The following is a 17,137-nucleotide window of genomic DNA, read 5'->3' on the forward strand; positions in this document are numbered from 1 at the left end:
TCCTCGTCAAATTCCTCATCAGATTCCTCATCAGATTCCTCGTCAAATTCCTCATCAGATTCCTCGTCAAATTCCTCATCAGATTCCTCATCAGATTCCTCGTCAAATTCCTCATCAGATTCCTCGTCAAATTCCTCATCAGATTCCTCGTCAAATTCCTCATCAGATTCCTCGTCAAATTCCTCATCATTTTTTCTAGCCTTTTCAAACCAATCAAGTTCTTCTTGTAATTCTTGTAAATGTTCTTTATCTAATAATGAAACCATTCTATCAATTCTCTTTATGTATTCAGCTTCTGTCTTAATTTCACCTCTGGTGAATTTGTAAAAATCATAGATCAATATATATTTTTTGTTTATTTTATCAATTAATGAAACAATTTTTTTATCCTTTTCACCAACCGGATTTAAGTGTAGTTTAATTCGGTGTCTTAAATAACTAAGCTTCTCGATATAAGCATTTAATTCAGCGCCTTGTAATATCTTTTTTTGTTTGTAAAAGTAAGTCAGCGATGAGTATTCCGCCAACAAATCCTTTAACTGCCCTATCCACTTTACCCTTTCACTGGTTACCGCATTTACATAGAGAGTTCTTTTATTAGTTACTAAGCTATTGATCAAATTAGCTACCCCAACAATTAATGTGATCCCTATACCAATCAGTGTTATAAGATCTTTAGTGTCCAAATTCCACCGCCTCCTCTAATAGTATTTCATAACTCTAAAGCAATCTGACCTATAGAATTTTGCACCCGAATTTCATGCGTCGAATTTTTATAGAATTTAGAATGTATGTTTTCACCTACTAATCAATATATACGCTAAAAATGATGATATTTATGTGTAAAATAACCCCCGCCTTCGTTTTTTAAAACGAAACAAATTAATGTATTTTGATTCATAATCTTACTCTTTGTTTGTACGCCTCTTATTTTCCTTAATAATTTTATAGACAGTTGCTCTTCCTATACCATATTCTTTAGCGATATCTTTCGCGCTCTCGCCACTTGTGAACAATACACAAACATGCTTTCTAACTTTCTCATCTATAGTTGGTCTCCCTCCAATTCTACCTCTCTTACGAGCCGCTTCTAATCCCGCTTTTGTACGTTGCTGGATAATATCACGCTCAAACTCAGCAAAAACAGCTAACATACCAAACATAGCTTTTCCTGTTGGGGTAGATGTGTCAAAAGCATCACTTATCGATACAAAATCAACTTGCTTTTCTTTCAATTGCTCTGTCAATTCATATAACTCCTTAGTACTTCTAGCTAAACGATCTAGTTTATACACTACGAAAAGATCTCCTTGCGTAGCAGCTTTCAATGCATTATTCAATTCAACTCTTTCACTCTTTCGGCTTGATATTTTTTCAACATACATAACTAACCTGAACCCTTTTTCTTCTGCGTACTTCTTAATAGCTCTTTCTTGCATATCTAAGTTCTGTTCTTCAGTACTAACACGACAGTAACCAATGATTCGATTCATTTATACACCAACTTTCTATTTACCATACGTTTTATACACTTTTGATAATAGACGAGTTTATAGACGAAAACAATGAAAAAGAGCGAGTATAAATTAACATTTATACTCGCTCAAAAACGATCTATAAAACGATGCTTTAATAGACAATTTAACAAGTTCAAAGATGATGAAAGAAAAAAGAAAAATCAAATCAGTAGTTAATATGAATTAAGCTCACTTGGATCATTTGTTACTAACTTACCTTTATAAGCCCTCGAAAGAATAGATTGCTTCAAATTTTCTATAGCTTTCGAATCCGGTATTAGACTTAAAATACTTTCTTCTTTATCAATCAATTTTTCAAGCATATTTACTATCTCTGATTGTTCTTCTAAAGAAGGTATAGGAAATATTAGGTTTCTACTCTGAGAAATTGAAATATTAACTTGACCCACTACCCCTTTAGTATTTTCCATAACTTCTTTTAACGTTTCGTCGTACTGTAAGCAGTAGTAAAGATACTTCGGTAAAACATACTTTATGGGTCTAAAACGAACAATAGCCTGATTCATATTCATTTCGGGATATGAAGTAGGTATTATTGCGATTTTTTTCAATGGAGGACCTACAATATTCATAATTACATCATCAGGTTTCAATCTGGACTTTTTCAACTTCGACTCATGTATTTCTTTGGGAATATATTGAGGTTTGTATTCAAAGTCAACTGTATTGTTTACTATATTATAAACTTTTAAAAATGGTATCTCACCTGATTCAGATATTTCCTTCGAAGGTGTTCCTCCACTAGTAATATTATAGCAAAACATATTTGCTTTTAAATATACCCAGCCTTTAGCGTCTGAACATTTATCTATATCAAAGTCTTCAAACATTTTGTCTAATTCTTTCATCTCTTTATTCGATTCAGCTATTGAATATCTCTCTTCCTTTATAGCATTAAACTTCAACTTAGCTGTTTCATTTGAGTTATTAGCACGCCACTTCTTCGTCAGTTCTCCACTAAATGCTTTTTCAAAAAGAGACGCTCTCCGTAGTTCAAACAACTCCTTGGTTTCTTCCATTATTTCTTCCACTTCTTCAATTTTACTTAATAGAGCCTCTAATTTTTCAACAATTCTTTTTTGCTCTTCTATAGGAGGAACTGGTATGGGTAACTTGTCTATAGCATTTGGAGATACTCTCGGAAGATTAATACCATTACTATTCTCAATAGCATATTTTAGTACATGCGGTAAATCTAAATACATATTTACAAACTTACTTGTAATTAAATCCTCAATTCGGTATACCAGAATATCAGTTGAAGCAATCCCATCAAAATTAACATGAGCATGCTTATTAAGGTAAGGTCGTAATTTACCGTATAATATATCATTTTTCTTGAAAACTATTTTCTTGCTTTTTAAATTCTCACTACTACCTACCTCTAATATGCCTCCACCTTTTTTCATATGTTCCAGACCAATATATTTCTCTGATCCATCCGGCTGCACTTGTTCTTTTATTCGTTCAAATAAACATTCTAAGTCAGTCCAAAACCAATTCAAGGGTATTTCATATGGTTTCTGCCTATTTGTTTTTGAGATATCGACTTTCCTTCCTTCTATACCAATCTTTTTCTTTCTCATTTCACTTCCACCTTGTTTTCTTCAAGAACACTTAATTCATCCAATACCTCATGTAATAAACCAATAGCTGTTTTAAGTTTGTAAATAGTTTCCTCTACAGATTCAATAGGATCTTGTACACTATCATATGAAGAAAGCGATTCATCAGCTATTAGTCCAACATCTAAACTATCATTGTTTTTCGCAATTTCTTCTCGAGTAAACATACTCCAACGATCATCCTTGATTCTCGTACGGTCTTCAGCTGTATATGCAATCATAAATTTTTCGAAGTTAGCCTTTGATAATTGATTACGCTTACCAAAAGAAGATAAATTTGTCCGAAGATCATATACCCATACATTTTTCGTATTATTTTGATCAGTTTTACCTCTTGTAAAGAATAAAACATTTGTTTTAATACTTTGTGCATAAAAAATGCCTGTTGGCAATCGTAAAATAGTATGCAAGTTACATTTATTCATTAAGTCATAACGAATTTTTGCTCCTGCACCACCCTCAAAAAGTACATTGTCAGGTAAAATCACTGCAGCTCTTGAATTCCCATTATCTTTCAACCCATTATAAATAAGTTGTAAAAAATTCAATTGCTTGTTAGATGTTTCAAATGTTAAATCATCTCTTGTAGTGCGTTCACCACCTTTTCTCTTTCCAAATGGTGGATTTGCAAGAATTACATCAAAATTCTTTATCCACTTTCCATTACTTGATAAGGTATCTCCATGCTCTAAACGTCCTTCAATGTCATGTAATAATGCATTCATTAATGCTAAGCGGTGTGTATCCTTTACGAGTTCCATTCCCGCAAACGCTTCTTTCCTTTGAAACTCAATTTCGTTCGCTGTTAAATCAAAGTGATTATCTGTATTTTCTTTCACGTGCCGATCAGCAGCAATCATAAAGCCAAATGTTCCTGCAGCGGGATCAACACAACGTTCACCTGGTTTTGGATCAATTAATTGCACCATTACATCAATCAATGCTCGAGGCGTGAAGTATTGACCGGCTCCTGATTTTGTTTCACTCGCATTTTTTTCAAGAAGCCCTTCGTATAAATCTCCTAGCCCTTCTTGTTTAGCATTATACCAATCAAGTGCATCAATGGATTTAATGATTTTCTCTAAGTTTTTAGGTTCTTCAATACTCGTTGCTGCGTCACTATACACAAGACGCAACTTATCATTATCGTTGCTGCCTAATTCAAGAAGAAGTTTTTGATAAAACTGCTTTAATGGTAAGCCTTCTTTTTCAACCAGTTCATCCCATCGATATTCTGCCGGAATTATAGCTTCAGTCTCTTGTTCTTTCATCATTTTCAAAAACAATAAATAAGTTAATTCCGTTACGTATTGTTGGTAATTAATCCCGTCGTCTCGTAATACATTACATAGATCCCATAACTTCTTTACAATTTCTTGGTTTGTCATTTATTTTTTCTACACCTTTCTATACTTACGTTCAATTAGTAATTTATCAATATATACAAATCAATTTTATTATTATAACGCAAAAAGCACCGCTAAATTAAATTAGCGGCACTTTTATTATATTATCCTACATATAGGTTATCATTGATTGTTGATACGATAGGATCAATTAAATCGCCAAATTCTCTTTGCAATGTTCTAATTCCACCACTACTCTTAAATGGTTCTTCCATAAAAGCTTCTTCTGGTGTAGGTGCCAAAACAGGAAATAACAATAATTGTTTTTCAATCCGTTCTAGCCATTTTTTTTGCCTTGGTGTCCAATCATGAAGAGAATGTACTTTTTGCATTGCATACTTAATGCGTGTTTCATGATCAACTAACGCTACACCAAGAGCAGCTTGGCGAATAAAGCTAATGATATCTGCAGCAATCTCTTCATTCTTCGCTTGCTTCCAAGCAGTTTGCAAATGTGATTGCTTAAAGCCTTTCGTCTCTAAAATTGTGATAAGTTCTCGCAGATCCTTTCTAGTTAAGTCTTTTGGACGAGTACAAATCAACTGCAGAGCTGGTATTTCGTTTATATTGTCTTTAACAAATTGAACAAAACCATCTAAGTAATCTTCAGGACGCTCATTCCCCTCTCCATATCCTCTACCAACTTCTGTGACTTCATCTTCATGAGTAGAAATATATCGTCGACCCGCTTGAGTTTTGTACTCTCCCATATACTCAAATAAGATTGAATGATCAATAGCTTCTTGAGGTGAGTAGTTCTTCACTTCACTAATCCAGTCATCAATACTTTTACCGTCAGATAGTTCTTCAAATTTCTTTTTGTCCGCTTCATTCAGTCGTTGTTTACGGCGTTGTAGCTTTGCGGTTAATTGTTCACTAAAGAAACTCACTTCTTCTTCAGTTTCTGCGTTAGCTAACCGCTCATGCAATTCTCGAATACTGTGATTTTGACTTTTCACAACAGGCTTCATTTCTGTATATTTTTGAAGTTTATCATATATCCCAACAGCATCATAAATATTAAAATGGGTTTTATTTATTTCAGGACAAAGTCGCGTAGCACGACCAAGCATTTGGTCGTAAAGAATCCGAGATTGTACACGTCGCATGAAAACAATATTCGTAATACTTGGCACATCAATACCTGTAGTAAGAAGATCAACCGTAACAACTACACTTGGCAAGCGTTCATTTTTTAAGCGTTTAATCGCTTCAAGCGGTTTGTAAATAGAACCCGTGATTTTTACAATCGAATCATCTTCAACCTCATCACCACGATCTTTAAATGCCTCTTTTAACAACCGCACAATTAAATCGGCATGCTGATCTGTGGCAGCAAAAATAAGTGTCTTTTCTTTGCCCATAGGATCAATATACTCTACAAGCTTATTTAATATTGCCCTGTTGAATGGTTCGGTAATAACTCGCTTGTTGAATTGTTCAACATCAAAATGAAGAGTATCTTCTATTTTTTCTAATTGAACTTCATTGTTTTCTGGATCGTATACTTCTACCTCGGTATCCTTTTCAAAAGTAATCCCCAACGTCGATAACTCGGTTTTAAACACATATGGAGGTTCATGATCAGTTAAAAATCCATCCAGAACTGCTTCACTGTATGAATACTTAAAAATTGGCATCCCAAATATCTCCGTGGTATGAAGAGCGGGCGTTGCTGTAAGCCCTAAACAGGTTGCATCAAAGTAGTCAATAACACGTCTGTATTGGCTAATGTAGTCGTTCTGGTCTTCAAACAATAGCTCATCATCTGTCATTTCTCGATCGCTAGTATACCCTCTGTGAGCTTCGTCCACGATAATGAAATCATACTGCCCCACACTTGGTGTACGGTTTTGATCGCTATAAAACAATCGATGTACCATTCCTTGAACAGTGGCTATATGAACTCGAGTCATTATTTCAGGTTTTAAATCATCTAAAGATTTAACATCGTAAATACTCGAAAACGGCAATCCTTCTATTTCCGTATCTTTTAATGCGTTTTCTGTTTGGATACCAAGAGATTTACGATCGACTAAAAAAAGAATCCGTCGACTCTTTTTCGCTTTAATCAAACGATACATAAGTGCAAGTGCAGTTCTTGTTTTTCCAGTACCAGTCGCCATTGCCACAAGCATTTTACGTTGTCCTTCTTGCATTGCTTTTTCAGCTGCTAATACAGCGTTTTGCTGGTAATATCGTAATCCAAACTTCGTAATATCCTCTTCCTGCAACTTTTCATTTGCTAATTCATCGTTTTGACTCAAAAGTAATTGTAAATCTTCTGGTGAATGCCAACCTTCAAGTGGACGGGCATGATCCGTTGGTTTACGAGCATCCCAAAACCATATCCCTGACTCTTCGTGTAACTGTCTTAAGAATGGTCTACCATTAGTCGCATACAGAAACGGTACTTTATAATCACCTTGTAGATTTAATAACTGTTCATCTCCAACTGAAGCTGCATTTCTAGCATAAGTTTTAGTCTGACTCTCTAAAACAGAAGGTATATTTTTATGCTTTGCTTTGGCTTCAATTAGCCCAACAAGTTGCAAGCCAATAAAGAGTGCATAATCAACTCGCCCCCTCCCAACTTTCCATTCAGCTATAGCCATGTTCTTATTTTTTTCTGGCTTTGTTTTATTTGTATACGCATTTAAATTAAGGGTGTCAGCTTCCCAACCTGCGGAGCGTAGTTTTTCATCGATAATCATTCTTGTTTCAGCTTCTGTCAGGTATTGATTTCGACTATTGTTTTTAGCTTTCTGTCTACGTTCCTTTTTCAAATCGGAAGTTACTAATTTTGCTTCTTCGCGAATAGTATCTAGCTCTTCTTCTAGATGTTTGACTTTAAGATCATATTCTTTTTGTAATTTATCCAGTTCTAACCTTTCTTCTCTTTTACTCGGGTCACAATAAGAAGGAGCTTCAAAGTTCCAATCTCCGTATACTTCCATAAACCAGACAGATATACGAAATGCAAGATGGAGCGTCGCTTTTGCCTCTTCAACTTCTCCATATTCCGCTCCATGAACAGCTTTGTTACCCTTTTTACGTATTGTCTCAAATAATTCAATTAACTCTGAGTGAAGAATCCCTTCTTTCCTCAACTTGTTAATTCGATCAACTTGTTTTGTATCATAAGTTTCTTGAAAATTTTCAAGAGCAAAAATATATTTCGTCATCGTCTCAGCAAATAAACGTAACTTCATTAGTGTCGTATGGGGATCAATGTAAATATTTCGTTCTGCTGATTCTCCTAAATTAGCTAGAACCGACCATTTATCATTTAAAAAGGAAAAATTACTTTTCATAGTCACACCACTTTATCTAGTATTTGTAATCATTATATCATCGGAGTGTATAAGATTTACAGAACGTTCATTTTAATGAGTAGTTAGCCACTTTATTGTAATACTTTAAACTAGGCTCTAATCTAAATCTTATTATTCATTTTTCAATAAAATCGATATTTTATTTAATAAAAAGAGGCTTCATTTACGAAGCCCCTCTTTCATCACAAACTCCTATTGCGCCACCTTTAAACTTCTTATGATTTGTCCTATATTGAAATTCTGCTTCTCCTACAGCCCATTGCCCCGTATGTTCATTGTGAACCCATCTCGTATAGTAATTCTTTGAAATAGTATTATTAATATCAAAATGTATGCAATGTAGTATTTCTTCCTCATGTAAAATTTTCAGGTACTCTACAATGGACTTTCTAACTATCCCGGTATTTTTTGCAATAGTATCAATTTTAATATATGAGAGTGGATAAGATGTTGAAGAATAAAACATATAAGCAACAATATTAAAATACGTCGCAAATATTTTCGGTCTGTAATTACTATTCAAACTTGCTATTTTATTTATATCTTTGTAAAAGACTTTAGCAAATCCCATGTCTTCATCCTTCCCAGTAGGTTTAATAAAGTAAGTATTTGCGTGTTTTAAGTGATTTATTTGATTGAACATCTCAATATCTTCATATATTTCTATATGACCTTCTGTTTGAAGTCTTAGGAGCGATTGGTTAGTGCGCGTTTTTGTCGAACTTTGTTCCAGGTTCATTCCTAGACATTTCATTAAGTGATTCACTCCAGTAAATGCGACTCCTTGAAAGTTATTAGCAAGTGTCTTAATTACCGCTAAATGATATACATCTAGATCACCGTACTTGCCCAGTTTTTTCGTTTCAATTAATGACTTAGAAAGCATGATGAATGACTCTCTATTTTCTTCCTGCAATGATTTTGATGAATTATTTTTACCCAACTTACTTTTACTCCATTTCTACTTTTAATTTTTTGACTCTTTAAATTAAGTAGACAATCCACAATTCCTACAGCAAATGAGGCTCCGCCGAATGCTGTTCATATTTATATCTACTTATATTTTTGTATCTAATTTATCTTCTATCTATTCCCTACTTATTATCACCAAAATATCTATATAATTTCGGTGATATTTAACTTTCGGGGTGTACCTGGTTTACAGGTGTCTTTTTTTTAGAGATGTATCCAAAATCTAAGTGTAGTTATCTAATAATTGAGAGAACCCTAACCGGAATTCAGGTACTCTTTTTATTTTTGTTGATTACCTTATAATGTTTTTTTGGCGTTTACTTAACTCTAATTTCAGTAAAAACCTTGCCGCCAATTCTTATTTTAACTTCAGTGAAGTTTCGATTCTTCACTTTCTCAGCAATATGATTTAATAACATAGGTCTTAGAGTCTCCTTTGGAACATCTTTAATCATATCTCGAATAATTTTGGTACCCTTAGAGACATTACATGACTTACACAATATCCATGCATTCTCAGAAACACTAGCCATGTTAGGATTGCAAATATTTTGTGGAAGTTTGTGATCAACTTGCAAATTGAACCCACTACCACATATTTGGCAAGCTGTTCCATAAAGTAAAAATGCTTTTTCCTTTTGTTCCTTACTAAACTCCCCCCCATTTTCTCTGCGTATTTTTTCTCGACTATTGTTACATTCTCGGCAAGCAGATGTTAAGCCATCCTTTTTACTTTTGTCTTTAGAAAATTCCATTTCATCTTTTTCCATAGAACATTTCGTACATTTTTTTTTCATTTTTAGTAGTAGTCAATTACTCTCACTCACTCCCACTTTTCCTACCTACCCTCACTTTCTCATCTAATTTTTTATATAAATCGTCTGGATGTTGAAAACGATTAATTCCCCTCAAATCACATTATACTAAATGCGAAATCGGCTATTTTCTTAAGTAACAGCAGCAAAATATTAAGGAAACGTGCAAAATGCACAACCTAGAACTTTTTTTCGGAAATCTTAACTTTTTTATTTTTGTCTTTATATCTTCTAAATCCAGGTGTAGAAGAGTAAGTAAATTAATGACGTTTCATAAACTTGCACCTAGTTTACTTGTCTCGTCTCGATAATTTTTTGGATCCCTTCATGTGTAGCTTTGGCAGCTTCTAAAGACTTTTTGAGTCCGTTGCTTTAAGGTTTGCCGGGATCTTCATTTGTAATTACAAAAAAGAGCAACTAGATACCAGTATCATTTAGTTGCTCAGAATATTCGTATTCATTTTTGCTTACTTTATACTAAAGTCATTTAAGGGACTATACAATTTCCCTATCTCTAGAATACTTTCTTGTTCAAGCCCTCTTAAATATTTGACCGTCATTTGTGTATCATAATGTCCTAGTAAGCGACTTAAGCTGTATACATCGATCCCGTTCCGTAATTGCTTCTGAGCAAAATAATGACGACAGTCGTGAGGAGAACATCTTACTTCGGCTCTTACCCCGGCATTCTTACAATGTCTTCTTAAAATCTTATTTATGGTAGAACGGTGTAGTTGGACAGCAGATTGATCTAAAAAGTAATAATTCTCTATTTCTTCATTATTTTTATGCTTAAAACGCTTCTTTCTTTCTAGTTCATATTTCCTCATATATCTCCGCATCGTTTTACTAATATATACTAAACGCTGTTTCGACCCCTTCCCGTGAATCAAAATACTCTTTGAAGAAATATCATTCGTTGTAATTGATATTAACTCTGAAACACGAATTCCTGTATCGAAGAGTGTTATTAACATGAGTTTGTCGCGAATGTTCGAATACGTTACTTCTTTCACATCATTAATAATCCTTTTAACTTCATCGTCATTAAAAGTTGTTATAACTCGCTTTTCCTCTTTGAGATTTTTAATTTTTCTCATCGGATTTTCTGACTCATCTATGAATTCCTCATCAATCAAGTAGTTAAAGAACACTTTCAAAGTGGCAATATTATTATTGATTGTCGCCGCTCGTTCACACCCTAATTGCTTGTGATGTTGGATATACTTTTTTACATGAATAGCTTTAACCTCTTCAACATACTCTACCGCCATATGAAGTTTCATAAATTCTTGCCATTTGGTTAATCTCCATACACACATCTCAATATACTTTGATTGTCTTCCTTGAATTTGTTGATTAAGTTTAAAGTCATCCATCAACACTAAAATTTCATTCATAAAATCAGCTCCCTTTCATTCACAAATAACGTGAGTAAAAGAGAGCTGATTTTGAAATAGAATTGTTGCAGGTGATTGGATTTATCATTCATCTACAACTAGAAACCGTTGATACAGAAGCGTTCAAACGCCCTTAACCTAACATCGTCACGCCTTTTATTCCCACTCGATTGTCGCTGGTGGCTTCGATGTGATGTCGTACAGGACACGGTTGACGTGACTGACTTCATTGACGATTCGAACTGAAATCTTTTCAAGCACGTCCCACGGGATACGTGCCCAGTCCGACGTCATCCCATCAATCGACGTGACGGCACGAACGCCGACCGCATAGTCGTAAGTCCGCTCGTCGCCCATGACCCCGACCGAACGGATCGGTGTGAGGACGGTGAAGTACTGCCAGATATCGCGTTCGAGTCCAGCCTTCTTCACTTCTTCGCGAAGGATCGCATCCGACTCGCGGACGATTTCAAGCTTCTCTTCTGTGATCTCACCGAGGACGCGAATGCCAAGACCCGGTCCCGGGAACGGCTGACGCCAAACGATGTATTCAGGAAGGCCGAGTTCGGTCCCGAGTTCCCGTACTTCATCTTTAAATAGCGTGTTGAGCGGCTCGATCAACGTGAAGTTCATATCTTCAGGCAGGCCACCGACGTTATGGTGCGACTTGATCGTCTGCGCCGTGTCAGTACCGCTCTCGATGATATCCGTGTAAAGCGTCCCTTGGGCAAGGAAGTCCATATCGACGAGTTGAGACGCTTCTTCGTCAAACACGTAAATGAACTCATTGCCGATAATTTTCCGCTTCTGTTCCGGATCCGAGACGCCGGCCAACTTCGCCATGAAACGTTCTTGCGCATCGATTTTGATGACTTTCATGTTGAATCCGTCTGCGAACGTCTTCATGACGCTATCCGCCTCGTTTTTACGGAGCAAACCATGGTCGACGAACATACACGTCAACTGGTCCCCAATCGCACGATGGACGAGTGCTGCGACGACAGATGAGTCGACACCGCCAGACAAGGCGCAGAGGACTTGTTTATCGCCGACGATCTCACGGATCTTTTCGACTTCGATGTCGATAAAGTTCTCCATCGACCACTCGCCTTTGGCACCACACACTTCATAGATGAAGTTTTTCAAGATGTCGTTGCCGTACTCCGAGTGACGTACTTCCGGATGGTACTGGACACCATACATTTTGAGGTCGTCGTTTTTGATCGAGGCGACCGGGCAAGACGGGTTCGTCCCATCGACGATGAACCCTTCCGGTGCTTCCATGACGAGGTCACCGTGGCTCATCCACACCGTATGCTCAACTGGTAAGCCTGTGTAAAGGGCAGATGCTTCAGGTGTCGAGAACAGCGTCGCTTTCCCATACTCGCGATGGGCCGCACGTTCGACGCGTCCACCGAAGTGATGCGTCATGAGCTGCATGCCGTAACAGATCCCAAAGATCGGGATACCGAGTTCAAAGATTTCCGGATCGCAGCGGTACGCACCTTCCGCGTAAACGCTGTTCGGTCCGCCCGAGAAAATAATACCGGCCGGGGCAAGTTCACGAATCTCGGCAGCGGTCATCTTATGGGAATGAAGCTCACTGTACACCCCAAGGTCACGCACTCGGCGTGTGATCAACTGATTGTATTGTCCTCCAAAGTCGAGCACCAAAATCATTTCTTGTTCTATCTTCACAAAACCTCCACCTTTCTGCCTTCATCTCAAAAAAAGAGCGAGCCTCTCCCCCGGATTCACCAAACCGAAGAAGAAGCACGCCCTTTTTTCTGTATACGAAACGTGCTCCTTCATAGTCGGTCCATTTACGGTGGTCCGGTAGAGACTCTCGCGCCAATTCGCGAGTATATACGAAGGAATGCTTTGTTCAATTGTCTAACTAATGCGTCTATCTTACTGTATGCACCCGTTCACTTCAACTCATAATTCGGCGAATCATGATTTTCCAATATTCTTTATATTTTGAATTCGGAGTTTGATCGGCGTAAAGGCTCTGTTCGAACAAGCGCGTCAAGCGCGTCATCTCGTCCGATTCGTAGTACGCATCGACTTCGGCCGCGAGCTCGGACGGCGTCCGGCCCTCAACTTTAAATCCGGCGCCGCGAAGCCGTTTCACGAGATAACGATGCATCGCCACGAGCCGTGGTTCATTGAGCGGACGTCTCGTCCACCAGAGGACCATGATCAACCGTTCGAGTGACTTACGGTTCCAGACGAGCAAGGCAACTGCGAACACGATGAGCACCCAAGCCCAAACCGGTATATTCCACGACTCGGCCGCCGTCTCGCCTGTCGCGACGTCGTCGAGCGCCAAGTCTTCTTGCGGACGGTTCGTCTGTTGATCGTTTTGGTTCGCCTGAGGGTCGTTCGCCACCGGATCATCTGCTCGGATGTCCGATTCCGTCTCGACTTGCAACAAGCTAGCGTCAGAGAAACTGATCGTCGCCTCGAGCGGCACCCAACCAGCCCCTTCCACGAAATACTCGACCCACGAGTGGGCGTGGCGGTTTCGGACCGTATATTCTTCCTCACCTTGGATGACTCCGCGTGTATCCCCCATCGTAAAGCCTTTCACCCAACGCGTTGGCACGCCGTTCGCCCGCAGGAGCACGGCAGCTGACGTTGAGAAGTTATCACAGTACCCGACGAGCGTATCGAACAAGAACTGGTCGACATAGTCGGTCTCGCCTTCAGGGGTTGCCACATCTTCCGTGTCATATTGGAACTCGCCTGACTGGAAGAAGGCTTGGATCGCTTGCGCTTGTTCGTACGGGTTCTCACTGTCGGCCATAATCTCGACCGCTAAATCACGGACCCGGTCCGGTAGCGTATCCGGCAACTGCAAATAAGCTTGTTGCTCCTCGTCCGTCAACGTCGTCACCGGTTCGTTCAGCTCGAGTTGTTGTTCTGTAAATGAAGGGACGCTGTATCGCAACTGAATCGTCTCCGGCGTCACTTGTCCGTCATTATCGAATACGATTTTTCCGGAAGGGCGAATGTGGATCGTCTCATTCGGGAACGACTCTTCGATGTCTCCGACAAGGAATTCCGTCCCACTCTCCGTCTCCGCAGCCTGCGGGTATTCCCCGCCATACGGGACGAACGACTGGCGACGGTCAAATCGGAGCAACGCCTGTTCCGGGGTCGTATCGACCTCATCGTCGACGAGCTGCCCCCGGTTATAGTCAGAATCGAGGACAGGGGATTCAACCCATCCTTTACCCGTATAAATTTCTTTTGCCTCGATGCGCCAATAGCGGGCCGGCACACCCCGTGCGATGAAGACGATGCCGTCATCTTGTTCGAACGGACCGCCGAGCTGTTCGTCGTTCACGCCATAACCGACGCGACCACTCCCCGAACCGCCCTCGTTCACCGCGTTTTGGAAACTCGTCGTCAACCGATCAGACCAGTCCCCTTCGATTGTCGGAGACACACTGCCAAGTACGATGACGACCGCAGCGAGCAGGCTGATGCTGACGTAACGGACGAGCGATTTGCTCGGACGCTTCGCCACATCGGTCACGAACAAGAGGAAGAGCGATGCCAAGATGGCGAATAGGATATTACTTTCACCATCATAGAGCGTCCACGTGTCAAAATACGCCATCAACCCAAGCGTCGAGACAATCATTCCGAGAACGAAGCCGTAGCTCGGATACGTCCGGCCGACCAAGATGGCAAACAAGACACCGATGAGCGCCATCGCCGAGAAGAAAATGGCTTCTTCAGGCAGCGCCCCGCTCAATACACCTGTCAAGTCGTCGAGCCATAGTCCGAACCAGTCGAGCAAACTGCCGTGATAGATGTAGAGGACCGTAAAAAAGTTGAGGACGACGACAGCGATAAAGCCGTACCAAGGGAGCAGGCTCGCAAACATCGGCACGAGCAGCAAAAATAAAAACGGCCAGTTCACATCAAACGTCGTGCTTCCGACGATCGGTTCAACCCAAAATGACAACAAGTAGGCGGCCAGCGCCGTATAGACGATTCGCTTCACCCACTCGGTCATGTCGTCACCTCGTTTGCCGTATAGAGATGATAGCTGCCTTGGGTCTCATGCATGAGTTCGCGCACCCATTTCGTCTCGAACGGGCTAATCAAAATTAAGTTGCCCGTCTCTTGCGGCATGTTGCGCTTGACCCGCTCGACGAGACGGCCTTCCGGTTCCGGCGTCGCCGTCAACAGATAATGCCCAAGCTCGGCACTTTGGTCCGGCAAATGGAACAAGCGGACCTGCTCTTCAATGACGTACAGTTCAAACGGCAAATTTTTGCGTTCGAGTTGCCGAATCGCCCCGACGAGCAGTGACAGCGAACGTTCGAACGCTTCCTCATGCCCGGCCGAAGCCGACGGCACGAATACGAGCGATAGTTTCTTTTCTTGTTCTTGGTCGAACGTCTTCGTCATCAGATTGTCTCGACGGGCCGACGCTTTCCAATCGATCCGGCCGATCCGGTCACCGGCCGCATACTCACGGACACCGCTCGTCGTGTTGGCGACTTCGGTATATGTCCGGGTGCGCCGATATTGCTCGCCCCGTCCGCCGACGTGTTCATCGCGCGGCAAATCGAAAGGAAGTTCAGCCGGGGAGACTTCGACGACCGTCTCAATCCGAAGCGTCCGTTTACGGTCGAATAACCCAAAGACGTCACGGACGTGAAGGAGTGTCCGGTCAAACACATGAATGCCTCGCTTAATGTGTTCAACCTCATAATGGACCGTCTCACTGCGTCGAAAGAAACGATCGACCGGGGTCACGATCGGATCCGTCACCTCGGCCAAGCGCGATGGCGGTGTCTCTTCAAGCGTAACGACACCGATGAGGAACGGGTACTTTCGTTCGATTCGAAGTGCCACGTCCATCGTCTGCCCAGAGACGAGCCGTTTTGTCGTGACGCGACGAGACACGTTCGCCGCCGTGACCGGATACACCATGAACAGCGTCCAGTACACGGTCAAGACGAAAAATGACCACCATAGCGTCGACGCGACGATACTCCCTTCGATGCGAGCGAACGCATAAAGTCCGAATGCCGCCGCCCAGACGAGGAACAGCTTCATCCAATTTTTCATACTTCCTTGACCTCGCGATCCATCGGGACGGGAAGTGTGTCGAGCCACCCTTTGACGAGTTGCTCTGACGTCTTCCCTTTATAGCGCGCTTCCGCCGTCAACAATACCCGGTGCCCGAGCACGCTTCCTGCGAGCGCCTTGACGTCATCCGGTAAGACGAAATCACGGTTATGGATGTATGCCCACGCCTGAGCCGTTTTCATTAGAGCGAGCGTCGCCCGCGGACTTCCGCCGAGGTATGTGAACGGGTCGTTCCGCGTCTCATGAATCAAGCGGACGATATACTGCTTGACCGCGCTCGAGACGTGAACGTCGCGTACTTCACGCTGCATCTGTTCCACTTCTTCTTTCGAGATGACACTTTGCAACGCTTCTAGCGGTTCTGCCTTCTCGAAGCGGGTCAACAAGGCAATCTCCTCATTAAATGACGGATAGCCCATCTCGATTTTGAGAAGGAAACGGTCGAGTTGGGCTTCCGGTAACGGGTACGTCCCTTCATGCTCGATCGGGTTTTGGGTCGCCATGACGAAGAACGGCGACGGAAGAATCTTCACTTCGCCGTCAACGGTCACACTGCGCTCCGCCATCGCCTCTAAGAGCGCCGACTGCGTCTTTGGTGACGTCCGGTTGATTTCGTCGGCTAGGACGATGTTGCCCATGAGCGGGCCAGGACGATATTCAAACTCTTTCGTCTTTTGGTTATACATCGAGATGCCCGTCAAATCGGACGGGAGCATGTCTGGAGTGAATTGAACGCGTTTAAAGTTAAGGTCGATGGCACGGCTGAAGGCACGAACGAGCATCGTCTTCCCGACACCTGGGACATCTTCTAACAGCACGTGACCTCCGGCAAGCAAAGCAGTCAAACTTTTCGCGATGACATCTTCTTTTCCGACGATCACCGTCTCAATGGCGGTGATGATCGATTGAATGGCTGGACGATAAGACATGG

12 protein-coding genes and 1 riboswitch are annotated in these 17,137 nt (G+C 41.0%); all 12 genes read right to left on the reverse strand.

From position 1 onward, the window contains the following. Window positions 1-686: hypothetical protein (locus KNP77_RS09385; RefSeq protein ID WP_214890310.1), on the reverse strand; the 686-nt coding region annotated here is incomplete at its 3' end. Window positions 687-905: 219 nt separating this feature from the next. Further along, window positions 906-1,493 carry a recombinase family protein gene (locus tag KNP77_RS09390; protein ID WP_214890312.1) on the reverse strand — a complete coding sequence of 196 codons (588 nt, stop codon included), beginning with the start codon at window positions 1,491-1,493 and terminating at the stop codon, window positions 906-908. A 197-nt stretch (window positions 1,494-1,690) separates the two neighbouring features. After that, window positions 1,691-3,124, reverse strand: coding sequence for a restriction endonuclease subunit S (locus tag KNP77_RS09395; RefSeq protein ID WP_214890315.1), 1,434 nt, complete (start codon window positions 3,122-3,124; stop codon window positions 1,691-1,693). Continuing rightward, window positions 3,121-4,551: a class I SAM-dependent DNA methyltransferase gene (locus tag KNP77_RS09400; protein ID WP_214890324.1), complete on the reverse strand. Its 1,431-nt coding sequence runs from the start codon at window positions 4,549-4,551 to the stop codon at window positions 3,121-3,123. The genes KNP77_RS09395 and KNP77_RS09400 overlap by 4 nt, the downstream gene beginning before the upstream one ends. A gap of 122 nt (window positions 4,552-4,673) precedes the next feature. Then, the gene (gene hsdR / locus KNP77_RS09405) at window positions 4,674-7,883 is read right to left on the reverse strand and encodes a type I restriction-modification system endonuclease (protein ID WP_214890326.1); all 3,210 of its coding nucleotides are present in this window, start codon (window positions 7,881-7,883) and stop codon (window positions 4,674-4,676) included. Window positions 7,884-8,067: 184 nt separating this feature from the next. Beyond that, window positions 8,068-8,847, reverse strand: a complete 780-nt coding sequence (locus tag KNP77_RS09410) for a hypothetical protein (RefSeq protein WP_214890329.1) — start codon at window positions 8,845-8,847, stop codon at window positions 8,068-8,070. Between the two features lie 346 nt (window positions 8,848-9,193). Further along, window positions 9,194-9,646, reverse strand: a complete 453-nt coding sequence (locus KNP77_RS09415; RefSeq protein ID WP_214890338.1) for an HNH endonuclease — start codon at window positions 9,644-9,646, stop codon at window positions 9,194-9,196. A 512-nt stretch (window positions 9,647-10,158) separates the two neighbouring features. Further along, entirely contained in the window at window positions 10,159-11,091 is a 933-nt protein-coding gene (locus KNP77_RS09420; RefSeq protein WP_214890340.1) for a tyrosine-type recombinase/integrase, read from the reverse strand. Window positions 11,092-11,247: 156 nt separating this feature from the next. Beyond that, a complete protein-coding gene (guaA, locus tag KNP77_RS09425) occupies window positions 11,248-12,771 on the reverse strand; it encodes a glutamine-hydrolyzing GMP synthase (RefSeq protein ID WP_070329119.1) in 1,524 nt (507 codons plus the stop codon). Window positions 12,772-12,882: 111 nt separating this feature from the next. Next, window positions 12,883-12,983: riboswitch (purine riboswitch) on the reverse strand. A gap of 41 nt (window positions 12,984-13,024) precedes the next feature. After that, window positions 13,025-15,121 carry a transglutaminase domain-containing protein gene (locus tag KNP77_RS09430; RefSeq protein WP_214890343.1) on the reverse strand — a complete coding sequence of 699 codons (2,097 nt, stop codon included), beginning with the start codon at window positions 15,119-15,121 and terminating at the stop codon, window positions 13,025-13,027. Further along, complete coding sequence (locus tag KNP77_RS09435) at window positions 15,118-16,185, reverse strand: DUF58 domain-containing protein (protein WP_131490742.1); 1,068 nt, start codon at window positions 16,183-16,185, stop codon at window positions 15,118-15,120. Before KNP77_RS09435 ends, KNP77_RS09430 begins: the two co-directional genes overlap by 4 nt. Next, window positions 16,182-17,135, reverse strand: coding sequence for an AAA family ATPase (locus KNP77_RS09440; protein ID WP_070329107.1), 954 nt, complete (start codon window positions 17,133-17,135; stop codon window positions 16,182-16,184). The genes KNP77_RS09435 and KNP77_RS09440 overlap by 4 nt, the downstream gene beginning before the upstream one ends. Window positions 17,136-17,137: the final 2 nt, after the last annotated feature.

Origin of the sequence: Exiguobacterium sp. s142, from assembly GCF_018618455.1 — a bacterium.
Lineage (GTDB): Bacteria > Bacillota > Bacilli > Exiguobacteriales > Exiguobacteriaceae > Exiguobacterium > Exiguobacterium aurantiacum_A.